Genomic DNA, 24,210 nt, shown 5'->3' on the forward strand with positions numbered 1-24,210 from the left:
TTGACATAAATGACATCACGTACAAAAATCATAACAATATAATGTATTTGAACAAATAAAATAGGATTTAACATGAGCCAACATGTACTACTAAACAGCATCGATCATAAAGACTTAAAGGTGAACACCAGCCGCTCTGCCGCATTAGGCGACAACCTTTGGTATACCGTGACATTCCCGCAAGAGTTTCGCAGCATTCAGGCTCACTATCCTATTTTCTTTCACAAAGATGTCGCTACAGGTCAATTTTATTCGGTAGCCTTATTTGGGTTTGCACAAAATGAAAATCTGTTTTTAACAGAATCTGGCTGGAATGCCGCTTATGTGCCGCTCAGTGTGCGCCGCCAACCTTTTTTAATCGGCCAACAAACCGTACGTGAAGATGGCGTTGAGCGTCAACAACGGGTGATTCATGTAGATTTAGATCATCCAAGAGTCAGCCAAACTGAGGGCGAAGCGCTATTTTTACCTTATGGCGGTAACACTCCGTTATTAGATGAAGTCGGCGAAATGTTGGAAATCATTCATCACGGACTTATCGACAGCCAGCGTTTCATTAACGTGTTAATTGAGCATGAGTTACTCGAGTCCTTTACCTTAGACATCGAACTCGACAACGGCCAAAAACATCAAATGATTGGTTTTTACACCATTAACGAAAATACCTTAGCCACGCTCCCTGCCGACACGTTAGCCACCTTGCATCAACAAGGTTACTTGCAAGCCATTTATATGGCGCTAGCATCACAGAGCACAGTCCGCGATTTGCTTAACCTTAAAAATGCTCAAGGCTAAGGAACCGCGCAGATGTCCAATGACACATTAACAGCCGTCGACTACGTCAGCGATTGGACGTTAGCGCAAGTAATGACGCACATAGAACAAGCCGACAAACCCATGGTATTTAAAGGGTTGTGTCGTCATTGGCCTTTAGTGCAGGCAGGGCTTGAATCGGCCGACAAGGCGTTAGATTACCTGCGCCAGTTTTATCAAGGTTATGCTGTTACCGCCTATCACTTAGCACCAGAGCAACAAGGCCGAGTGTTTTACAATCAGCAGATTGATGGCTTTAATTACCATGCTGGCCGGCTTGATTTCAATCAACTGTTAGCACGCTTACAACAAGAAAATGCCAGCGAAAATCCTGCCGGTATTTACATGGGTTCTACTGATATTCATCAATGCCTGCCCGGGCTTGGTGAACAAAATAGCCTTAATTTACAGCCTATCAATCCACTGACCAGTATTTGGTTAGGTAACAAAACTAAAGTAGCGGCCCATTTTGACTTTCCGCTAAACCTTGCCTGCAACGTAGTGGGTAAGCGCACTTTCACCCTGTTTCCACCAGAGCAAATCAGTAACCTGTATGTTGGCCCAATGGAGTTTGCTCCTGGCGGGCAGGATATCAGCATGGTGGACTTTGATAACCCAGATTTTGAGCGTTTCCCCAAATTTCAACAGGCGTTAGATGCGGCGTTAACCGCTGAATTAACGCCCGGTGATGTATTATTTATTCCCAGTATGTGGTGGCACCATGTACGCGGCATTGACGATATCAATGTACTCATTACTCACTGGTGGCGTGATACGCCGGGTTACTTAGGTCGCCCTAATAACGCATTACAACACAGCATGTTAAGCCTACGGTCCTTGCCAAAGGCCCAGCGCCTAGCGTGGAAAGCGATGTTCGACCATTACATCTTTGAACATGATGATGTAGACGACAGTTATATCCCAGATAACGCTAAAGGCATGCTAACTAAACCGTTAGATGAGTTAAATGCCCGTAAGTTACGCGCAGATTTAATCAATAAATTAAAACGATAATGCTGACTACAGCAAAAACTAAGATATTAAACAGGATGCCCAAGATGAATAAATCAATCAAAAAAGTCGTCATTGCTGGCGGTGGCACTGCAGGTTGGATGGCCGCAGCCGCGTTTAGCAAACTCATGGGCAAAAATCTAGATATTGTATTAGTTGAATCAGACGACATTGGCACTGTCGGTGTTGGCGAAGCCACCATCCCTACGTTACACATTTTTCATCGATTATTGGGTTTAAAAGAGCAAGATGTCATGGCCGCCACCAATGCCACGTTTAAACTGGGGATCCAATTCGAAAACTGGCATGACGTGAATAAAGATTATTTGCACTCGTTTGGATTTTTAGGCAAAGACTGCTGGGCTTGTGGTTTTCAGCATTTTTGGCTTAAAGGCAAGCAGCAAAATATGGTCAGTGAAATCGGCGATTATTGCACTGAGCATTTAGCCGCTCGTCAGGGACGCTTTGCGGTATTACCCAATCAAGATTACAACCACGCTTATCATATGGACGCCAGTTTATACGCCAAATTCTTACGCAAATTTGCCGAGCAACATGGTATGACACGCATCGAAGGTAAAATTGCCGATGTATTGCAGCATGATGATTCAGGCAATATTAAAGCGTTACAGCTTGAAAGTGGCGACATCATTGAAGGTGATTTATTTATCGACTGTACCGGTTTTAAAGCCTTACTGATTGAACAAACGTTAAATACCGGCTTTGAAGATTGGAGCCATTGGCTACCTTGCGACAGTGCAATAGCGGTTCAAACCGAAGCCGTGCAACAACCCATTCCTTATACTCGCTCGATTGCCCGTGAGTCTGGTTGGCAATGGCGCATTCCGCTACAAACCCGTACCGGCAATGGCTTAGTGTTTTGCAGTAAATTTATGTCTGATGCCGACGCCACCGAGTTACTGCTCAATAACATTGAAGGCCATCCGATTAATCAACCTAGAGTGATTAAATTCCAAACCGGCACGCGTCGCCAACATTGGAACAAAAACTGTGTTGCGGTTGGCTTGTCAGCAGGCTTTTTAGAGCCTCTAGAATCCACCAGCATTCATATGATCCAGCGCAGTATCGTGCGTTTACTGCAACTGTTTCCGGCGCATGGCGTCATTCAAGCTGACGTCGATGAATTTAACCAACAAACCAAAATTGAAATGGACAATATTCGCGACTTTATTATTTTGCATTATAAGGTTACCGACCGTGAAGACAGCCGTTTTTGGCGCTACTGTAAAAACATGCCAATACCCGCCTCATTGCAACATCGTATTGATATGTTTAGTCAATCTGGCAAAGTCTATAAATACGGTAATGAGCTGTTTGGCGAAAGCTCGTGGATCCAGGTCATGATGGGGCAAGGTTTGATACCTAAAGAGTATCATCCGATTGTCGATTTAATGGAACCTGCTGAGTTGCAAAGCTTTTTAAATAACATTAAAGCCACGGTTAAACGTAAAGTTGACACCCTGCCAGCGCATCATGACTTTGTGCAACACTATTGCAAGTCAACGGCAATGCAAGTCAAAGATGATGCAAGGGTAAGCTAACGATGTCGTCGCAATCAGCCACTCAGCCTATAGTACAGGTCAATCACATTGCGCCTCAGGTGCAATTGATTGGCCAACAACAAACGCCGGTTATTGTGATTGATAATTTTGCAGGCGACATCACTCAATTGATTGATATCGCGATTAGTGACAGCCAATTTAGGCAGGATAAAAGCTCGTTTTATCCTGGGCAGCGTACTGCACTGCCAAGGCAATATATTATCGATGTGCTTGATGCCGTATTTCAGCTTATTTACGATGTATATCGCATTCCAACAACTCGGCGATTAAAGCCACAACAAGGGGTGTTTTCGTTAATCGATACCCAGGCAAAAGACCTAATACCACTGCAATGTTTGCCCCACTTTGATACACCTAATCCGTATTACTTTGCCATTTTGCATTATCTTAATGACGGTCCCCATGGCGACACCGGATTTTTTAGGCATAACACCAGCGGTTTCGAACGGATTAATAACGAAAATATTGACTCATACTTTAGCCAGGCACAGTCTTTTGTTGATCAAATAACCCAATCAAGTCCGCGTTATTGTGTTGCCAGTAATGAGCATTACAGCTTGTATCACCAGGTAGAATATCGACCAAATCGTGTGGTGATTTACCCCGGTAACTTGCTGCATTCAACCCTAGTCAATCCAGATAAAGACATCGATGCCAACCCGCAAACCGGTCGCCTAACCGCTAATCTATTTATCGATTTTCAGTAACCTAGCGCTCAATAAACCCTTTTAAACATTCAGTCAGTTGTTGCGCTAACCCAGCCTCTCCCGCTTTTTCAAGCAATAACGCTACGCATTCTGCGGTGCATAACCCGCCCTCAAGCTGATTACGCCTTAACGGATAAATAGAGGCATGTGTTGGCTGTAATCCCACTTTAACTACGCTTTTAAGATATGGGCTTTGATTATACATTTTACGGGCTTCTTGCCAGGTGGCATCAAGCAACAGCAAATACTCGAAAGATTGAGCGGAGTCATTAGCGGTGATATTGACACTCGCTGTAGCGTCTAAATTTAATTGTGCCGAATCATCATCGGTTGGAAACACTAAGCCCACACATCCTCCCTCAATGGCCGCTAGTAATGCCGCATCAGGCAGCTTACGATGCCACTCAATCACACGGGCGCGATCGCCTAGCACTTGTAGCACTAATTGGCCGGTGTTACTGGCACGAAGTAACTCTCTTGAGTGGGTTAATAAGATGAACTGCACAACAATCCTTAAAAAGTGCTATACGCATGAATAATCAAGCAATGTAACACATTTTGAAAGGCGCTATTAGACATAATGAATTACACAATTGATACTTTTTAGCACCATCCTAATGGCATTTTTATGACCAATTTACGCTATAATCGCCATCAATCGGCACAGGTGCCATCCATCATAATAAAAATTGAACTGAAGAACATTAATGGCTTACCCACAAATTATCGCGTTATTTTTCACCATGATTATTTTGGCCATTGTACCTGGCCCTGCGGTGTTTGCGGTGGTGTCTCGCTCATTTTCTAATGGCTTTTCTCATGGCGTCGCGATGACAATTGGCGTGCTACTTGGCGATTTTCTGTATATCTTATTAGCCCTGTTTGGATTATCTGCCATAGCCAATGCAATGGGGCCCGCTTTCGAGCTGATAAAATATGCCAGCGCCTTATATTTGTGTTGGCTTGGCATCAGTATGCTACGCGCGACAGCGCATGGCGTTCAACTCGTTGAGACGGCCAAAGTCAGTTTAACTAAAAATGTATTCACTGGCATTTTGATTACTTTAGGCAACCCTAAAGCGCTGATTTTCTATGTGAGTTTTTTCCCCGCATTTGTGCCAATGAACCAGGTCAGCTTTTTGGACGTCATCATTATTTTAACCATTGCCACTTGTGCTTTTGGTTCGGTAAATCTCGGTTATGCTTACCTGGCATCGAGTGCGAAGCGAGTGTTTACCTCAACCAAAGCTGCCAACATCATTAATCGCACCGCGGGCAGTATTATGCTGCTTGCAGGCATATTGGTTGCCATTACCTTATAGGATTTTCAATGACTGCTTTACGTTTTACCCCCTTAACTTTAACCAGCGGATTAACCTTCAAAAATCGTTTAGTGGTACCGCCTATGGCATCACAAACGGCAGACGTTAATGGTTTGGCAACCGAAAAATCCTTTAGCCATTATCACAATTTAGCCCAATCGGGTGCAGGCCTTGTGATGGTTGAATACAGCCATGTGAATTTGGCTGGGCGAAGTGAAACAAACCAACTCGGTGCATACGATGATGCGTGTTTACCTGGGTTAACCCAGATAGCCAGTACACTGCATAATGCTGGCGTTAAAACGGGCTTACAAATTACCCATTGCGGCGGTAAAGACAGTGCCGGTATTAGTAGTGATATCATGGGCCCTTCTGGTATTACCGTACCCGCATACGACCGTGTGTTGCCGACGCCTCGGGCAATGACATTAGGTGATATCACGACTTGGCAACAGGACTTTGTGGCGGCAGCAATACGCGCCGATAAAGCCGGTTTTGATTTAGTTGAAATCCACTGTGCCCATGGTTATGGGATTAATCAGTGGTTATCGCCATTGACCAATCAACGTCAAGATAAATACGGTGGCAACCTTGAAAACCGCGCAAGAATATTAATTGAAATAGTGACTCAAATTAAACAAGTCGCACCAAGACTAGCCGTTATGACGCGTATTCCGGGCCAAGATGGATACCCAGGCGGCTTATCTCATGCAGACATGGCACAAGTGAGCCAATGGTTAGTGGCTGCTGGCGTTGAAATCCTTAATGTATCGTCAGGTATTGGTGGTTGGAATCGACCTAAAGATAAACGCGGCGAAGGCTTTTTAGTCGAAGATGCCGCGCCGTTAACAGGCACCACCACTGCGGCGGTTATTGGTGTCGGCGGCATTGAAAGCGTGGACTATATCGAAACCATTTTAGCCACCAAACAAGTAGATTTAGTCGCAGTAGGCCGGGCGATTTTAGCGGGCCCAAGTGAGTTTGCTAACAAGGTGATGCAAGGCTAGTCATTATCTGGCGCATTGACCGTCGGCGATATGATGCCTTTAAAAATCAGCGGGTAGCGTCTTACTCGCTGACCAACATCGTCACTCATCACCTGTTTGTAGAGCAATTCAATATCATCATTGTCTTCAAATACCAGTAGCAGTCTATCTATGGCGGTGTGTAAGCCTTTTTTCAAAAAGGGTTGCGCCTGAAATTCAGCAATGTTGTGTCTCACAATAGCGATTTTTTCAGGATGACGGCGCAGCTCAACAAACACTTGCTCAAAGTAATCCATGTGCAGCACAGGTGTAGCACGATTGCCACGTCTTGGCCTTGGTGCACCAGAACCTCGTTTAAAATACATTGCTGGCAATGCCGTAACCTCATATTAACTAACTGTTAAACCACTATAAATAAACATATATACACAGGGCAACGACCACATAAACAACGACCGTTAACTCAATAGCGCCAATAAATCTTCGGCGTTACCTTGCCATGGCCCTTGAGTACCATCCGATAAAATACTGTCTGCCAAACCTTGTTTATGCTGCTGCATTTCCTGGATTTTCTCTTCCACCGTACCTTGCGCAATTAACTTGTACACAAATACCGGATTGAGCTGGCCAATACGATGCGCGCGATCGGTTGCCTGACGTTCTGCAGCAGGATTCCACCAGGGGTCGAAATGAATAACGGTATCGGCAGCCGTTAAGTTAAGCCCCGTACCGCCCGCTTTTAAGCTGATGAGAAATACCGAGTTGTCGCCCTCTTGAAACGCATCTATTTGGGTTTGTCTGTCGCGCGTTTGACCGGTTAATTTACTGTAGCTTATTGCCATGGTTTTTAATTCATCTTCAATCAGCGCGAGCATACCTGTGAATTGACTGAAAATAAGGATTTTGCGACCCTCTTCAATCATCTCGGGCACATTTTGAATTAACCAGGTGAGTTTAGCGTTGTCTTTAACTTGCTGTGCTTGCTCAAGTTTAACAAGGCGTGGGTCGCAACAGGCCTGGCGTAATTTTAATAATGCATCTAAAAACTCAATATGACTGCTCGACACGCCTTTTTTAGCAAACAGTTCGCGCAGCTTTTTCTCCATCACTAAACGGATAGACTCATACAAGTTACGCTGATCTTTCTCAAGTTCAAGTGTTTGGATAATCTCGGTTTTTTCTGGTAGTTCAGACACCACTTCTTTTTTGGTGCGCCGCAACATAAACGGTGAAATACGCTTACTCAGTAATACTGATTTTTCAATATCCGCTTGTTTCTCAATCGGACCACGAAACTCTTTATTAAAGTAACTGTGCTGACCTAATAACCCCGGTAAACAAAAATCCATTAACGATTTCAGCTCGCCTAAGTGGTTTTCAAGCGGCGTGCCAGACAAACACAAACGAAACTTTCCTTTTAAGGTTTTAATCACTTGAGTGACTTTCGCTTGCGCATTTTTTATTTGCTGTGCTTCATCCAAAATAATATGGTCAAACACATAATCACCGTAAATAGCTTCATCGCGTAGCATTAGCGGATACGTTGTCACCACGACATCAAAGTCATTAATTTGATCTAACAATGGCTGGCGCTTATTACCATGAATAACCACCACATTGAGCGACGGGGCAAACTTGTTGGCTTCTTTAAGCCAGTTGCCCACTAAGCTGGTTGGACACACAATTAAGCTGGTGCGATGTTCAGTCGCATCTTGTTTAGCTTTAAGTAAAAACGCTAAGGTTTGGATGGTTTTGCCTAAGCCCATGTCGTCGGCCAAAATCCCGCCCAGTTGGTACTCTTTTAAAAAGCATAGCCAATCAAAACCTTGTTTTTGATAGTCGCGTAATGTGGCGTTTAAGCCCGCAGGTAACTCAACTTCTGTTACCCCTTTGAATTCCGCTAATTTTGTCGCAAGGTTGCGCACTCGTTCGCCATTAAGCAAACGTACATCGCTGGCAGATAAGTCATTAAGGATGTGGGCTCTGTTTCGCGGTATCGCAATATGATCGCCAGAGTGACGATTAAACAATTCTTGAATAATCGAAATCAATGGCTTAATGGTTTTGGCTTTAATTTTAATAAAGCCGCCATTAGGGCCTGGAAGAATTAATTCATCGTCATCGGCTGGCTCACCGTTTTGTTGTAACCAACGAGCAACTAAGGCTAATAACGGTACATTTTGACCTTCAATATCGGCGCTCAGTGATAATGAAAACCAGCCAGACTCATCATCGTCAACCAAATCAACATCTAACTGAGCATCGACAATTTTTAAATCAAAATCATCTTCAAACTCAATTTCTACGCCCAATGCGGTTAACGCATCTAAACCGCTTTCCGTTAAATCAGACCATTCAAAAATCGATTCAGGTAATAAGCCAACACTTAAAAAATACTCAGGCTGCTTGCCATATTCGCTCGGAATAAACGTCACTAAACCGGCTTCAGTCAAGGCTTGTAATATGGCTAACTCTTGATCGACATGGCGATGCACTTGATATTGAACACTGCCCTTTTTAACCAGGCTAATACGTTCTGGTTTCAGTGAAGCATTAAAACTGATATTGCCATAATGTTGCTCAACCCGAATGACCGGTTGCAGTATGGGATTATTAGCATAGATTTCACGGGTAAAAATCAGTTTAGTTTTAAGTGGGTCGTTAATTTCACAAAAATCGATTTCGCTCGGTACGGGCACGGTTTTAGGTGAAAAATGTTGCAACATTTTGTGGCTAATCTGGTCCACTTGCGCCAATGGCACAGGCGGCATATGTTGCAATAAACTGATTTTTTTCGCCGATAAATCGGTGTCGATTTTACCTAAACGCAAATAATCTAATTCAACATACAATGGCGGCTCAGTCGCGATAAACTCCCAGTTTTCAAGACCGGGCATGCGCATTTGCATTTGCGTGTGTTTTTTATCAAGCTCACACCAAATAAATTCTGGTGAAATCGATTTAGCCCAGGTCAGTGGCGTGCGATTTTCTTCCCAAAAACACACTTGATCCGCCAGCATTTTGACCAACGCAAGGTATGAAATCTCACCGTCGATGTAGATTTTAGAACCTTGATTATTAGACGAGAGTAATAAGCTAATGATTTGTTTATCGTCGGGGGCAATCCACCACGGCATACTGTAGCGAATGTCGGTTAACGCCAGCTTACTGCCTTTATTATATTGACCTTTTTTATTGAGCTTACTGCGTTTAAATTCGACAAAGATACCGTTAGGGTCGTTTGACAGCACATAAATAATGCGGTCTTTTTCTTCTTCCTCATCTTCAAACTCAGTCACCGTTTTTTGTTCATCAAGCTGGCGCAACCACTGGTGAATGCGTTGCTCTTCTACCGGCTTTTTATCCACCAACGCCAACATTGCGGCAGCAACGTGTTTGCAATTTGTGCGCACGGGACAAGTGCAGTGCGATCGCATCACTATTTTGTGGTTAACATTGACGAGGGTGATTTCTTGGCGGTATGGCTCTTCAGCAGAACCTTCAACATAGGCTTCTATATCATGATTATCACTGCTGGCGCTCACTTCTAATACTCGACCCTGGATCAAGTAGTTTTGTGCTTTTTGAATTTGCGTGGCCGAGAACAGTTTCGCAATCATCTCTAATGAAAGCTTAATGGGAAGATTAAACAGTTTCGCCGACATCAATATACCTAATAAAAACCGAGCAGAAAAATCATCACTGCTGATAAAAAGTTAACTTACCATTCTATGGAAGAAAGCATGCAATATCTAGCTTTTGCGTGTTGTTATGCGTTAATTAACCACGAATAAACGTAAATACCGTTTGCATCTTGATACGTTGATGATAGAAATTCGGTTTACCCTTTGTCGCTCAATTCAATTATTTAACTGAGGGCAAACTTAGAATGAGTTCTCAAGAGGGCATGACTTTGCTGCTAAGGCGCAAAATACTGTGCCTTGTGAGTAGCGGTTTCACAGGATTGACTTGATATGAATAGCGCCAAGGAATAGCACTATTCACTGAAAATAGCGTGTAATCATCAGCCAAGATTAACTGGTGGTTCAGAGATGTTTGGTTAAGCGTGACTCACCTCTTGGTAAGCTTTTAGTTAACCCACTGCTCAGCAATGATAATGATGCTTAAAAATATCAATGTTGGCGATAAAATGAAAAGCGTTTTTAAGCGCGTAAGCTGTTGACGCATTTGTTGTAATTGCGGGTCGTCAATACTCGCGAGTTTACCTGAGTGAAACGATTCCATCACAAACAACGATGTATTGCGTTGCCCTCCGCCAGCACTGCGGCCAAGCGCCTCACAATGTTGATATTCATCTTGATAATGTTGTTGAATATATAAGTAAATACCATGAGTACATTGGTTGAGTTTATAAACCGCAAATATCGCGGCAATGAGCGTCACTATTGTCCCAATAATTGTAATCAATACGACTCCTACCTTTATTTCATTCAATATTAGCGCCACCAGCGTGCGAGTAAAACAGCAACTGCCGATGGCATTCTTATTTAATCTGATAGTGATTAATACTATGCTTGGCTCTTGAGACAATTTGAAACGAGCGCTTAACACTAACGCTCAAGGTTAATAATTGAGGTTAAAAACGCTCAACAGACCATTGAATCGCCATAATACCAATCGCGACAGAACCGACTTGCATTCCCCACACCCGATACCATCGTTGATGACGGCAAAAAACCAGTATGGGTAACACTACGGCTAAAATCGCTAACTGGCCCACTTCAACACCTAGGTTGAACGCTAAAATGGCCAGTAACTTTTGGTTTTCAGGTAATCCCAACTCACCGAGCACACCGGCAAACCCCATCCCATGCAGTAAACCAAAGCCAAATGTTATCCAACCTAAACGCAATACAATAGGCCAAATATTATTAAGCGCTGCAAATAAGACCGATAAAGCAATGCCAAGTTCAACCCAATGGCTACTAAAATCTAAAATACCTAATGCTGTGGCCGTTAATGTTACCGAGTGAGCCAAGGTAAACGCAGTAATAATCCATGCGGTCTGTTTGATAATTTTTATTGGGCTTTCAATTGCCTGCCAGCTTTTTTGCTCACGAATAAGCACGCAAGTTAATAATAAGGCCAATAAAAATAAAATATGATCAGTACCTTTCCAAATATGAATCACACCTTGATAAACATATTCTGTGAAGGTGTCGTAGGTTGAGCTCTCAGCTAAATTAATCAGTAATGTACGGTTATCATTACTGATAACTCGGGTGTATTGATGCTCAGGCGTATCAATCGTCACAATCGATTTATGGTCAGTATCGACCTCAAAAAAAGCTTGATAATCGATTTTAAGCGCACCATCACCCTGGCATAGGCCAGTAAATGATGCGACTAAATAACCTTCGTTAAAATGTTGGTCCACTTGCTGGGCGACATCAAACACCAGTTCACAGTCTTGATTGCGGTTTATGATTAAATTTGATTGTAAATAGTGGGTCACCGCAAGCTGATTGCGTTGTAATTCGCCCCAGGTTAACTGACCATTTTGATTCTGGTCGATATCAATCACTTGATAAAGATCAAAAAAGCGTACTTGCCAGGCGCTCTGCAATTGCCCTTGTTGATCTAAGTTTACCGACAAATAACTGGTACTCATTTGATGAGCAACGCTGGCATGACTGATAATCAACAAACCGATTAATGCGATACTTTTAGTTGCGGTCATTAACCACTTAGATAGGTTCACAGTGTATTCCTTTTTACTGGTTACGGCTTAAACCGTCTCTTTAGTTTGTTGTTTGAGCAATAAACGCGCTTCTTCGAGCAAGCTACGATCACTAATTTGCCTTGCAATACGCCAGTTTATTTTGGCCCAGTACAGTGCTTTTGTTGGTTGCACATCGACATATAAATAATATTGTGCCAACTCCGAGGCGTGTAAGCTGTCTTGTCTTTGTTCACGCAGCTCGACCCTTTGCGCAAAGGCCCATTGCCATTCAACAGATCCCTTAAGCACCTTTTCAGCCCTTGCTAAACGCAACAAGAGTGCATCATCTTGTATCGGATTTCCGTTAACAATATCACCTAATGTATCAACAACTTGCTGATGCTGCTGTAAAGACATTTGCACATCGGCCCACAGGGCTAATAAGCTCACCGGCGCACGTTGTAAGTCGACCTGGTTTAAATACGCTAAGGCACTCTCAGCAAGATCTTGTCGCATGGCCATATCTGCTAATATTTGCACAATCCAATATTGTTCTTGTTCATTAATGGGTTGATATAAATTGTATAATCGCGCCAACTCTTTGTAGCTTTCTGGCAACTTACCATTTTGCCCTGCCACTTCTAACGCGCAGGTCGAAATGAGTAAAATATCGGCTTTACCGATTAACGCCAAGCAGGCTTCGCGCGCACCGACGACATCACCTTGCACTAAATGAATATTGGCTTTTAATAACCAGCTATTAACGGCTAACGGGTCTAAGGTAATTGAGCGTTCTAATGCCTTAATCGCTTTAGAAAATTGATGTTGATGCTGTAACACACGCGCATACAAGTAAAAGGTTTGCGCATCAGGACTTTGTTGACTCATTTTGGCTTGCAACAATGCTTTGGCACGGCCATAACGATAATCGGCCTCACCAGGATATTGCCCCTGCTCAATAAACTCGCTAATTTGCGCTAGGCTAACCTCTTGATTTGCATTATTTGAATAGGTGGGTGAATCGTCAAGTACCTTCCAGGTGGCAATAACTTCATCTTGCGATGCTGGCGTGTATGGCGCAGCCACACTGTTATTTACAAACACGATACCCAGCCCCATCAAGGCGGTTAATGTTGTGCGTATTATCCTGGTTGCTACACCTTGCATATATTCTCCTTAGTGCCATCCATGGCTATTTTCGTCCTGTTTTACAGTTAATTGATACTTAATCTAGTAATAGATCGTCATAGAAGTTAGCTTCACTGACATCATTACTGACATCGCGACCATTAAGTCGTAACGGCTCATCGTTAGCATCTTGTGAAAATGCCTGACGACTCACACTTGAAAACTGCAACTGTTGTGCATCAATCGTCACCATGACGGTGGCATTAACCGAGTCATTAATGCCGTCAGTCACGGCAATGGTAAAGCTATCTGTACCGGTGACCTCGGTGTTTGGCGTATACGTAAATTCGCCATTGGGTGTTAAGCTCACCATGCCCATAGTCGGTTGTTGATTTAAGGTAAACCCTAAAACATCGCCGTCGCTGTCGCGGGCTGTAATTTTCGCCATCACTGCCGTTTCGGTTTGCGTGGTTAACATGATGTCGTCAACCTTTGGCGCTTTATTGACGGCATTTTTGTTATGGTCGTCTGAGTTACACCCAGCCAGCAAACCAGCGCTTAATAGGCTAATTAACAGCAAGGGTTTAGTGATAGATTTAGTCGATGTGTTCATTATTAACTCCTTATTTTGAACCCGACAATGGCGTCGCTAAGTAAGGGAAGTGATCCATCATCATGCTTGCATTAACCGGAGCACCATCGGTAAATGGCACATTACCGACACTGGCATCATCTTTAGTACACAAGCCTAAGTCTGTGTCTGTTCCGTTAACAGGGATGGGATAACATAAACGTCCCATCACCACACGCAGCGCAATATCCACCACGTCATCACCTGGGCGACGACCATTCGGGAAACCGGCTAAATCATCGCCAGCAACACCAAATGCAGATTGCATTGCTTGTGGCTTAGCGGGAATACCGGTATTTAAACGCAGCATTTCTGATGGCGTAACTGTTTCAAGTTGGTTAACACCAGCAAAGCCGGTTAAAAAGGCGGTGACTAAATCTGTTCGTGGAAAGTTTGTTGGTGCTAGGGTTGCAATATTGGCACCCAGCGTTTGATTAACCGCATCTTTAAACAGAATGTTTAACAGCTCAGGTAAGCTTGGGTGAGTGACATAATCAGCAAATTGAGTATCATCTTTTGGATGGGCACTCGAGAAGGTGTCTTTGTCTTTTAAGCCAATCACCAACTCATTAACCAATGGATTACCTAAACGAGATACCTGAGTTAATGCACCACCGTTAACTTCCGTTTTACCGTTTTTAGCGTTCGGGTTTAAAATGCGTGCTTGCGGTAAGCTCGCAGTAGTCCAGGCACCAATCGTGCCGTTACCCTGGGTGGTTAAACATGACTTTGGTACTTCAATCGACAATGCGGTGACGTTTTTATCTATTAAGTCATCGTTGTCACTTGATTGGGTAATACCGCCAGGGAATCCGCCCTGATCGCCCGCACCAGGAGCACTGTCGCCTTCAACAGGCACGTAGTTAACTAAATCAAAGGTTTTACCTAGGTTAACCACAAACGGGTCTTTACGTTGGCCAACAAACACTTTGGCAGGACTTTCACAGCCCTCTATAGCAAATTCATACACAAATTGGCTGGCGTAGTCGGCATAGGCCGCGGTATCACCAAAACTTTTATTACCGATATAATCAAGCGGCTTATTGAATGTGGTGCCACCAGTACTGTGACTTAATACCGTGGCATTACCGTCCATTTGTGCGCCTTTTACCAAACTTAATTGATAAGATTCAGTAAAGTTTGCAGCGCTTTGATCGCCTGCGCTAATGGCACCCACATTTTTAAGCGGCACGGCAACGCTGCGTTGATTACCGGCAGGCCCAACCGTCAAAGCAATGCCTTGATTATTATTGGCAAGCTCGTTGGTAAATTGAAATTGGAAGGTTAAATCTTCTATCGCATCACCGTCATTATCAATGTGGATGCTGTATACCGCGGCAGGGTCCATTGCGTAATAGTTAGGTCCACCATAAGCATCTTGCAGGGGAATATAATTGGCAATTAACGTGACGTATTCTTCGCGTCCCGCCTCGTAACTGTTAAAGGCATAAAAATCGGTCGAGTCTAATGTTGGCATACGGGTAATGTTTGGTGCTTCTCGATGGCTTGATGCTAAGGCGTTAGCGCCTAGTAAGCTGCTACAAACGAGACTTGCGATGAGCGATACTTTGAGTACTTGCATGACTATGTCCTTGTTGTTTTGAGTAGAGTCATGTCAATAAACGGATGAGATGCGATATTGGATGCAATAAATATGATTTAATTTTTACACTTCAGAAAAATCACATTTAATATATTGATTATAAAGAAAATAAACTTTAAAAATAAAATGTGCACATTCCGCTAAATCATAAAAAAACGGCCTAAAAAATTTAGGCCGTTTTAGGTGATTAAACTCATCACCCAAAAGCAATGATAACGCTTACCTGTGACTTAACACTTGTTACAGGGTAATTGTTGCTGAGTATTTGATATTTAAACTTAATACTTCAACTTGATACTTCTACTTGGCACTATAAGCTGGAACAACAAGCTCTAACTGCACCTGTAACGACAAGCTTTAACTACAAATTTCAACTACAAATGTTAACTACAAATGTTAACTACAAATGTTAACTACAATATGGCTAACTCAGCGGTGTAGAGCACCTCTGTCGGCAAGCCATTTGGCGAACCATTTAACGGTTCTAAACTGACCGCTAATGCGACAATATCAACCTCATCAAATTGGCTGTTTTTAGGCAACGATAGTTGACCCGACTTTGGCAACAAGCCTAGTGATATTGGGTTTTCAACACCTTTAGCAATCATCCACAACTCATAATCTTTATTGGCCAGTGGCGTAAAGTTACTGGTTGAGCGCACTTCAATACTGCGTTCAGTCACTTCAATTAACCATAAGGCTTGCGATTCAGCGCCTTGCACTACGGCCATCTGCTGGGCAACGGGTAAATCAATGGATTGTTGTTTAACTAACACGACGGCCAAGATAATTGCAGCAGCGGTAGCAAACGATGCTGCACCCTGCCATAAGCGGGTCTTAAATGATGACAATGACACCACATTTGACTGAGGTGATGTAGGTGGCGCACTGGTTTGCACGTCAGCAGTATCAGTTGCAACACGCGTGTCGATATCGGCATTAGCCACGGTAAAACCAAGGCGTTGGCTGATGTGTTGCCACACAGCCTGTTCAGGTTCAACTGGGGTTAAACGTTCGTTCATGCCATGTAAATGTTGCTCCCACAACCAGGTACTTTCACGCAGGCTGGGGATCTGCATCATCAAGGTTTGAAAGCGGCGACGAGCCTGGCCACGTAATGTGCCCAAAACGTATTCGGCGGCTAAAGCATCTCGTAATTCGGGGTCGCGATAATTCATAATGCTAAACACCTCTGCAATTGTTGTAAGCCTCGACGGATCCAGCTTTTAATCGTGCCCAATGGTAAGTCTAAATGCCCAACCACCTCATGGTGGGTTAAGCCGTTGTAATAGGCTAAATGAATGGCTTGTTTTTGTTGAGGTTCAAGCTCACCCATACAATCATCAAGCTTGGTCTTGGTGATATCAGGCCCTTCATCTGCCCCCTCACCTGACATAGGAGCCTCGAACATGGCTTCTTGGCCATCTTCAAATTGATCTTCTTTACGCACTTTGTGATAGCGCAGCATGTCTAGTGCTCGGTAACGCACAATGCTAATCATCCAAGTAAGTACCAGGCCTTTACCGTGTTGATACTCGGTCGCGTTATGCCATATTTTGACATAGGCTTCTTGCAAGGCTTCTTCGGCAAGTTCTCGCCTGCCGAGCATTTTTAAACTCACGGCAAATAACTGGCCAGACGTCTGTTTATACAGATTTGCAAAGGCTTGTTTATCGCCTGCGGCAGTTGCACTAAGCAACCCTAATAACGTGTCTTGTTCCATAGTCAACGATGCTTCCTATTGGTAGGTCTGCTGGCAAAAATAACGGCCCAATAAAATCAATACGTCGCAACGGGCCTTTTGGATGCATCATTTGAAAAATAAAACGGAGCGATAAAACTGAGCAATCAACCTAACCAATAACCTCGGCGGCACAGTTGAAAATAGAAAGTTGAACACTGAAAGTTGAGCCATAAAAAAACACCCTCACTTTGCAATGAGGGTGTTTTCGTTAAAAATAACTGACATCTACACTTATACCCAATCAACTTGAAGATCCGTGTTTCAGAGCTTCACCGTGTTTTCAATACTAGGCGCGTTAATGCGGTAATGTAGGTACCTTATAAATTAGCGCAACAACGCTCTTGATTTAATAATCCGGGGAACACGGTGATACTCCCAAAGGGCAAGTTTTACACGTGTTTATGCTGCGTTATTGATTTTGGAAAGGGAACGACCATTACCCGCAATCAATGCCTTGCCTAAACGCGTGTAAATTCTTGCTGAAATCGAGCATCTTCAGGTTGTTTGGGTATAAGATAAACAGTACAGATTAGCCTTGCAGTAAATACTCTTCGGCTTTTTCGATGCTGCGTGGTTTACCCACTAACATCAAAATATCATTACGCCTTAAAATCCAATCTAGCGGTGGAGGGTCCATTTCTTCTCCGCGGCGACGCACAGCTCTTAATTCGACATCTAAAGTTTGCCACGGAATATCGGCAATGGTTTTCCCCACGGCACTGGCACCCGTGGCTAACGACACCGCATGCAATAAGTCGAGGGTGAAATCGGTTTCGGTGCCGGAAAAAAAGCCGTGTAAATACTGGTAATGGTTACGACGCTCCGATTCTAGGCGTTTAATAATCCGCGCTAATGGCACGCCGCATTTAAATAATACCTGCGACACCAACATTAAACTGCCCTCAAGCGACTCAGGGATCACTTGCGTCGCCCCAGCCTCTTTAAGCTCATGTAAGTTTGAATCATCGCGAGTGCGCACTAAAATTTTCACTTCGGGAGCGAGCTTTCTGGCTACTGCAAGACACTCTTCTGATTGCCTTGGCTCGCAAAATGTTACGACCACCAAACTGGCCTGACGAATGCCCATTTTCTTTAATAACGCCATACGGCAAGCATCGCCAAAATAGATATTTTCTCCAGCAGCTCGGGCTTCGGTGACACGTGTAGGATCGAGATCGAGCACGATATACGGCACTGCCTCAGTTTTTAAAAAGCGCGCAATCGTTTGCCCTACCCGGCCGTAACCTAAAATCAGCACTAAATCGCTGTCATCGCTAATGGGTAAATTAACCTCTAATGGTTCATTTTGCGGCTTTTTATGGCCTCCCGTAAGCTTTTTAGCAATATCAATACTGTGACGAATAAGCCACGGCGCTATCGACATTGAGATAACGGCAACTGCCACGAGAACCGTGCTGACTTCGTTTTCGAGTAATTGGTAATTCACTGCCAGTGCCAATAACACAAAACTGAACTCACCGACTTGAGCTAAACTGATAGCGGTACTTAATGCAATTTTGCCGTTCTCGCCCACCAATTTCAGTATGCCATACACAATCAACGCTTTAGCCAACACCACACTGACTAAAATCAATAACACTTGCCACCAATATTGCATGACTAAGTTAAAGTCGAGCAGCATGCCTATCGAGATAAAAAACAGCCCCATAAGCAAATCACGAAATGGCCTAATATCGGCTTCTAATTGTCTACGGTATTGGCTTTCGCCCAATAACATGCCGGCAATAAATGCCCCTAATGCCATGGATAATCCTAGCCACTGGGTAAATGCACCGGTGACCAACGCCACAACCAAAGTAGACAGTACAAATAACTCGTTTGAACGTGAACGCGCGACTTCATCGAAAATACGCGGCAATATCCATTTACCAAACGACATTAAGCCTAAAAACGCCAAAATACCGGTGAGCAAGCCCCACGCAATCGCATTAAAGCTCATTTGGGTGCCATCATTGGCGAGTAACGGCATTAATATGAGTAAAGGCACCACGGCTAAATCTTGAAATAACAACACACTGACCGACAACTCACCGTGGCGTCTGCGTAACCAATTTTGTTCATTCAGTAATTTGAGCACAATGGCGGTAGACGACAACGCAATAGCCGAACCAATCACCACCGCAGCCACCAGGTTTTGGCCCACTAGCATGGCAATACCGCCGGCAACCAATGCGGTGACAATCATTTGCGCACTGCCTAGGCCAAATACAGTACGGCGCATCGCCCATAACCGCGGCACCGAAAACTCAAGCCCGAGAGTGAACATCAGTAATACCACGCCAAGCTCAGCTACCGACTGCATTTGCAATTGAGTAAACCAATGGAAACCGCTCGGGCCGCTCACCACACCGGTTAACAAGTAAGCCAAAATGGCCGGCAAACCAAGGCGGCGCAACAATGCAATCGCCACAATCGCAATCACAAGCATTGAAAGAATATGAATAAAAATGCTGTGTTCCATTACGGTCTGGGTTCCTTGTCAAAAAAATGTCATAAGGGAAATAAATGCTGTACCTCTTCTACAGTAAATCATCAAACAACTAATAAATATAGAATTTTTTTCATGGGCACGATTATTGCTAATAACAAAGCAATTAGTTGTCACGTACTGGAGAAAATACAATGGATTTTGCACTCGCTACAGAGTTGTATCCTGAAGATTACTGGTACCGTTCAGACGCTTACTTGAATATGGATTCTGATCTGGATCTGATTCAAGTAATTCAACAGCTACATGGAAGTTTAGATCCTAGGACAGTTTTTGCCTGTTTCGGCAAAATTCTAGGACAACATTTGCCGATTAAAGGATTACAGTTGACCTTAGACAAACAAAAATTTGTTTGGGGACGTCATTACGGTATTGAACTGCAACGCACTGTTGCCGATAAACAAGACCAATTTAACCTGGTTTATCAGCTTGCTATGCCACTGAGCACAGCTCAAGCGAATACGTTAAGCCGGTTAGAAGCGATGTTTATTCAGCCATTAAGCAATGCACTGAAGTATCAAAGCATGTCTAAACAAGCCATGTTTGATTCGTTAACAGGTTTGGGTAATCGCTATTATTATAATCAGGCGGTTGGTACTGCTTTAGCTCGCGCTAATCGCTACCAAGGCCATGTGTCATTAGTGGTGATTGATCTGGACAAATTTAAGCAACTAAACGACATACATGGCCATAAAGCCGGCGATTATGTTCTAGTGGGCTTTGCCGAATTAATTAACGAAGCTATTCGTGATACCGACCAGGCATTTAGAATTGGCGGTGACGAATTTGTGATTATCACTCAAGGTGACACACAAGCGGCAGAGATAGTCTGCCAACGAATTATTGACATGATGCCAAAACATGCTCAATTAACCGAATACGACATAAAATGCAGCTTAGGGATTGCCGAGGCGATTCCAGAGCAACTTGCTGACAACCTATACGAACGGGCTGATAAAGCCATGTATGCAGCAAAAGCGGCCGGCCGCAATTGCTATCGCATCGATGTAGGTGAACAAGCAGGATAGATATGTAGCTTAAAGTCTTGCTAAGGTGCCAGCACCATGGCGTTGGTTTGAATAGACAACTAATTAATTGAAAAAGCCCTTATCCAGTGGAATAAGGGCTCTTTAGTTTATGACATCCCGCGTAATTGAATACGCCTTAAAAACTCAGTCATCACCCTATCGTAAACTAAGTCTCCTAAAAACAAATCTTCAACGCCATGATCAATACTCGGATTATCGTTCACCTCAATCACAAACGCTTTGCCATCAATTTCTTTTAAGTCAACGCCATATAAACCTGCACCAATTAAATTCGATGCTTTAACCGCGGCATCAACAATATTGTGCGGCACCATTTTTAAATCAATACAGTCAAAATCGCCACTGCTGACACGGCCACTTTGATGATGCTGATAAATTTGCCAATGGCCACGGCTCATAAAATAGCGACACGCGTAAATAGGTTGGCGGTTTAATACGCCAATGCGCCAATCGTAATCGGTTGGCATAAAAGCCTGCGCTAAAATGAGCGCGCTATGCTCAAAGATTTTTTCTGCTTGTTCAAGCAAGGTTTGGCGGTCTTTTACTTTCACCACCCCCAGCGAAAATGCCCCGTCGGGTACTTTTAGCACTATGGGTAAACCAATGGCATTAATCACATCGTCAGCCCAGTTTTTATCCGACACTTTAAAAATCACGCTTTTAGGTACCGGTACTTTATGCTTATAAAGTAACTCGGTTAAAAATACTTTATTGGTGCATTTCATAATGGATTCAGGGTCATCCATCACCACCAAACCGAGCTGCTCAGCTGCTTTTGCAAATCGATAAGTAAAGTTACTAATATTAGTTGTGGAGCGAATAAACAGCCCATCAAACTCACTTAAGCGAGCCAAATCGTGTTTACCGATTTGCACTAAATCCATACCAATACGATTCGCCGCTTTGGTAAATAACTTCAATGCCGCTTTATCAGACGGCGGCATTTTTTCGTTTTCATCCACTAGCATGGCGATTTCGTAACGATAGCGTTTTGACGGTTTAGGCAAGCGCCACACTTTTTGAGAGAACACTTCTAAATAGCGAGCAAACAAGTCTTGCTCAGGCTCGGTTAAGTCTTGAAATGCCGCAGGCTCAATAATATCCACCTGCCATTTACCCGACACTTTAAGCAAATTCACTTGCAAAATGGGCACAGTAAAACGTTCAAATATTTTGCGGGCAATTTTATCTAATGCAGGATTATCGCAGTAGCCAAAATACACCTTCATCGCAATGCTAGTCACATTGTCTGCCAGCTTATCAAGCCCTGCTTGAGGTAAACTAAAAAACCGGTCTTGCGACAAATCGTTAATGGTCATCACTCGAGGGATCACTCGATGTCCGCGGGCTTCAGCCATTAACGAGCAATAATAGCCAGTAGTGAGGTAGTCATAACTGCGGCATAAGTTAATCACTTGCATGGCGCTTTTATCCGAGTACGCCCCCATCTCTAAATAATCATGAACCGTGACCATATGATCACTGGGCAAATAAGGACGCCAATCATTGACATCATCGGTGACAATTAAAAACTGAGCCATAAATATCTATTGCCTCTTATGCGGTTTAGCGCGTAAATTAACCCACTAGTTGTTTGCCATTTCGAGCCGACTCATGCTGCTACGCCAAGCCAACCTCTCTGATTTACCCCAACTCAATACCATTGAAAATAATGCCTTTAGCGGCGATAAAATTAGCCCTCGGCAAATGAAACGTTTTATCAACTCGCCATTAGACAGTTTGTTCGTCGCAGAAATAGACGGCACACTCGCCGCTTATGCCTTAGTGCTGTTTAACCGTGGCACTAGGCTTGCCAGACTGTATTCAATTGCGGTTACGGCTGAGTTTAGAGGCCGTAACATTGCCTTTGAGCTGGTGAGTCGCTGCGAGCAAATCGTCGTCGAACGTGGCTTTATTACATTACGCCTCGAAGTGCGAAACGACAATATCGCTGCAAAAAATCTTTACTTAAAAATGGGTTATAAGGTCCTTAAAACCTTAGTTCATTATTACGATGACTTAGCCGATGGCGTGCGCATGCACAAACGCCTAGACCCGCCAGGGCCAAGTAAAGTGATTAAGATGCCTTTGTATGTACAAACCACGCCGTTTACCTGCGGCGCGGCGTGTTTGATGATGGCCATGAGTGCGGTAAAACCACAATATAATCCCAGTCGAGTGGATGAGTTAAGTATTTGGCGTGAAGCCACCACCATATTTATGACCAGCGGTCATGGCGGTTGCAGCGTGCATGGCTTAGCCTTAGCGGCAATCAAGCGAGGCTTACAGATTGCCATTTACAGCCAGTCTTCATCGGTGCCATTTATCGATAGCGTGCGCGATAAAAACAAAAAAGCGGTCATCACCTTAGTACACAATGATTTTTGCCAACAGTTAGCTTCACAAGGCGTTATGGTCCATAACGCCTCGCCAACTATTACTCAATTAAAACACTGGATAGACCAAAAGTTTGTAGTGTTGTTGATGATCAGTACCTATCGTTTTAATGGCGAAAAAGGCCCACATTGGGTGGTATTGAGCGGTTACAACGAGCAGTTTATGTTTATCCACGACCCGTTTGTTGAGGCGCAAAAAGATGCGATTAACGCAGCTTACGTGCCCATCAGTCAGGCAGAGCTTGCGCAGGTCATGCAGTATGGTAAGCAGAAACAGGTTTCTTGTTTGGTAGTGGAATCATCTTTGGCTTAACAAGGTTAAGCTTTTTGATAGCCAGCTGGCACTAACGTCGTGGCGCTTCGCCCACACCTGACTGAAGCTATAACGCCCAGAACGAAATGTGTTCACGATCTTGCCCTGGGTGTCTAATCAACTTGTCATTAGCGGTTTCTTTATGTACTTTTCACACGATTAGTAACTATGTTATCCAATGATAGACACTAACGCCTCCAAGTATAATAATTAGTAAGATTCCGCCTCTCGATAACTGATATACAGCCGAAACCATTGTCCCATTTCCATACCGACTCTTTGATAACAAGTTATAATAAAACTCGTTTACAGACTTCGCATAATATTTAAATATTAGGAAATAGCTTGTCGAAGCTATAAGCCAAGTACATTCCATTAATATAAAAGCAGTTGAGCCTTCAAATAGCGCTATAAAAATGAAGGGGGAAAGGAAAAATAATACTAACCATGCAATAGCATAATAAGTACACTTTTGTTTTAAAATATATCTCCATTCTTCATACTCAGCAATATTTTTAGCTATTGCTTCTTTATACTCCTTTTTATGTCTACTTTTCTTACCCATTCAAAAAACAGCCTTATATTTTAGTAACCTTATAACGACACATAGACAGGATCTTTAGCAATAAACCTATATTTTAGATAGAAAAAAGGCCTTATTTATGATCTGATAATTGTCGCCAAACAAATCAACCTGAACAATAAATAAAGCCAATGACAATTATCACCTTA

The 24,210-nt window shown here is 43.4% G+C and carries 21 protein-coding genes; 8 read left to right on the forward strand and 13 right to left on the reverse strand.

Features of this window, described 5'->3' with window-relative positions; genetic code table 11:
* Positions 1-72: 72 nt before the first annotated feature.
* From AC19MV_RS18435 to AC19MV_RS18450, 4 genes are all read left to right on the forward strand, one after another.
* Positions 73-795, forward strand: coding sequence for a SapC family protein (locus AC19MV_RS18435; RefSeq protein ID WP_498309378.1), 723 nt, complete (start codon positions 73-75; stop codon positions 793-795).
* Between the two features lie 72 nt (positions 796-867).
* Positions 868-1,827: a cupin-like domain-containing protein gene (locus AC19MV_RS18440; RefSeq protein ID WP_498309410.1), complete on the forward strand. Its 960-nt coding sequence runs from the start codon at positions 868-870 to the stop codon at positions 1,825-1,827.
* A 44-nt stretch (positions 1,828-1,871) separates the two neighbouring features.
* Positions 1,872-3,386 (forward strand): tryptophan halogenase family protein, encoded by a 1,515-nt coding sequence (locus tag AC19MV_RS18445; RefSeq protein WP_498309380.1) that lies wholly within the window; start codon positions 1,872-1,874, stop codon positions 3,384-3,386.
* A 2-nt stretch (positions 3,387-3,388) separates the two neighbouring features.
* Complete coding sequence (locus tag AC19MV_RS18450) at positions 3,389-4,114, forward strand: DUF6445 family protein (RefSeq protein ID WP_498309382.1); 726 nt, start codon at positions 3,389-3,391, stop codon at positions 4,112-4,114.
* Between the two features lies 1 nt (position 4,115).
* Here AC19MV_RS18450 and AC19MV_RS18455 read toward each other — a convergent pair whose 3' ends face one another.
* A complete protein-coding gene (locus AC19MV_RS18455) occupies positions 4,116-4,619 on the reverse strand; it encodes a DTW domain-containing protein (RefSeq protein ID WP_498309383.1) in 504 nt (167 codons plus the stop codon).
* A gap of 202 nt (positions 4,620-4,821) precedes the next feature.
* Here AC19MV_RS18455 and AC19MV_RS18460 point away from each other — a divergent pair, with 202 nt between their 5' ends.
* Positions 4,822-5,436, forward strand: a complete 615-nt coding sequence (locus AC19MV_RS18460) for a LysE family translocator (protein ID WP_498309385.1) — start codon at positions 4,822-4,824, stop codon at positions 5,434-5,436.
* Between the two features lie 8 nt (positions 5,437-5,444).
* Positions 5,445-6,443, forward strand: a complete 999-nt coding sequence (locus tag AC19MV_RS18465) for an NADH:flavin oxidoreductase (RefSeq protein WP_498309386.1) — start codon at positions 5,445-5,447, stop codon at positions 6,441-6,443.
* Here the strand turns inward: AC19MV_RS18465 and AC19MV_RS18470 are convergent.
* The 10 genes from AC19MV_RS18470 to AC19MV_RS18515 form a co-directional block, all read right to left on the reverse strand.
* Positions 6,440-6,787: a hypothetical protein gene (locus AC19MV_RS18470; protein ID WP_498309387.1), complete on the reverse strand. Its 348-nt coding sequence runs from the start codon at positions 6,785-6,787 to the stop codon at positions 6,440-6,442. The genes AC19MV_RS18465 and AC19MV_RS18470 overlap by 4 nt on opposite strands.
* Before the next feature lie 93 nt (positions 6,788-6,880).
* On the reverse strand, positions 6,881-10,087 hold the full coding sequence (locus AC19MV_RS18475; protein WP_498309388.1) for a DEAD/DEAH box helicase: 3,207 nt from the start codon (positions 10,085-10,087) through the stop codon (positions 6,881-6,883).
* A gap of 424 nt (positions 10,088-10,511) precedes the next feature.
* The gene (locus AC19MV_RS18480) at positions 10,512-10,850 is read right to left on the reverse strand and encodes a hypothetical protein (protein ID WP_498309390.1); all 339 of its coding nucleotides are present in this window, start codon (positions 10,848-10,850) and stop codon (positions 10,512-10,514) included.
* Between the two features lie 169 nt (positions 10,851-11,019).
* Positions 11,020-12,123, reverse strand: coding sequence for a HupE/UreJ family protein (locus AC19MV_RS18485; protein ID WP_498309412.1), 1,104 nt, complete (start codon positions 12,121-12,123; stop codon positions 11,020-11,022).
* Between the two features lie 48 nt (positions 12,124-12,171).
* A complete protein-coding gene (locus tag AC19MV_RS18490; RefSeq protein ID WP_498309392.1) occupies positions 12,172-13,272 on the reverse strand; it encodes a tetratricopeptide repeat protein in 1,101 nt (366 codons plus the stop codon).
* Between the two features lie 58 nt (positions 13,273-13,330).
* Positions 13,331-13,846 carry an Ig-like domain-containing protein gene (locus tag AC19MV_RS18495; RefSeq protein WP_498309394.1) on the reverse strand — a complete coding sequence of 172 codons (516 nt, stop codon included), beginning with the start codon at positions 13,844-13,846 and terminating at the stop codon, positions 13,331-13,333.
* Positions 13,847-13,856: 10 nt separating this feature from the next.
* Entirely contained in the window at positions 13,857-15,446 is a 1,590-nt protein-coding gene (locus AC19MV_RS18500) for a DUF4331 domain-containing protein (RefSeq protein ID WP_498309396.1), read from the reverse strand.
* 434 nt (positions 15,447-15,880) lie between these two features.
* Positions 15,881-16,645 (reverse strand): anti-sigma factor, encoded by a 765-nt coding sequence (locus AC19MV_RS18505; protein ID WP_498309398.1) that lies wholly within the window; start codon positions 16,643-16,645, stop codon positions 15,881-15,883.
* Complete coding sequence (locus tag AC19MV_RS18510; protein ID WP_432401554.1) at positions 16,642-17,190, reverse strand: sigma-70 family RNA polymerase sigma factor; 549 nt, start codon at positions 17,188-17,190, stop codon at positions 16,642-16,644. Before AC19MV_RS18510 ends, AC19MV_RS18505 begins: the two co-directional genes overlap by 4 nt.
* A gap of 550 nt (positions 17,191-17,740) precedes the next feature.
* Positions 17,741-19,693, reverse strand: a complete 1,953-nt coding sequence (locus AC19MV_RS18515) for a monovalent cation:proton antiporter family protein (RefSeq protein WP_498309399.1) — start codon at positions 19,691-19,693, stop codon at positions 17,741-17,743.
* A 161-nt stretch (positions 19,694-19,854) separates the two neighbouring features.
* On the opposite strand from AC19MV_RS18515, the gene dgcS reads away from it, so the two are divergent.
* Positions 19,855-20,748, forward strand: a complete 894-nt coding sequence (gene dgcS / locus AC19MV_RS18520; RefSeq protein ID WP_498309401.1) for a diguanylate cyclase DgcS — start codon at positions 19,855-19,857, stop codon at positions 20,746-20,748.
* Positions 20,749-20,855: 107 nt separating this feature from the next.
* On the opposite strand, the gene AC19MV_RS18525 is transcribed toward dgcS, so the two are convergent.
* Positions 20,856-22,310, reverse strand: coding sequence for a RimK family ATP-grasp domain-containing protein (locus AC19MV_RS18525; RefSeq protein WP_498309402.1), 1,455 nt, complete (start codon positions 22,308-22,310; stop codon positions 20,856-20,858).
* A gap of 73 nt (positions 22,311-22,383) precedes the next feature.
* On the opposite strand from AC19MV_RS18525, the gene AC19MV_RS18530 reads away from it, so the two are divergent.
* Positions 22,384-23,478, forward strand: a complete 1,095-nt coding sequence (locus AC19MV_RS18530; RefSeq protein WP_498309404.1) for a peptidase C39 family protein — start codon at positions 22,384-22,386, stop codon at positions 23,476-23,478.
* 166 nt (positions 23,479-23,644) lie between these two features.
* Here the strand turns inward: AC19MV_RS18530 and AC19MV_RS18535 are convergent, their stop codons facing one another.
* A complete protein-coding gene (locus AC19MV_RS18535) occupies positions 23,645-24,043 on the reverse strand; it encodes a hypothetical protein (protein ID WP_498309405.1) in 399 nt (132 codons plus the stop codon).
* Between the last annotated feature and the right edge of the window lie 167 nt (positions 24,044-24,210).

This window comes from Shewanella sp. MF05913 (genome assembly GCF_059758095.1).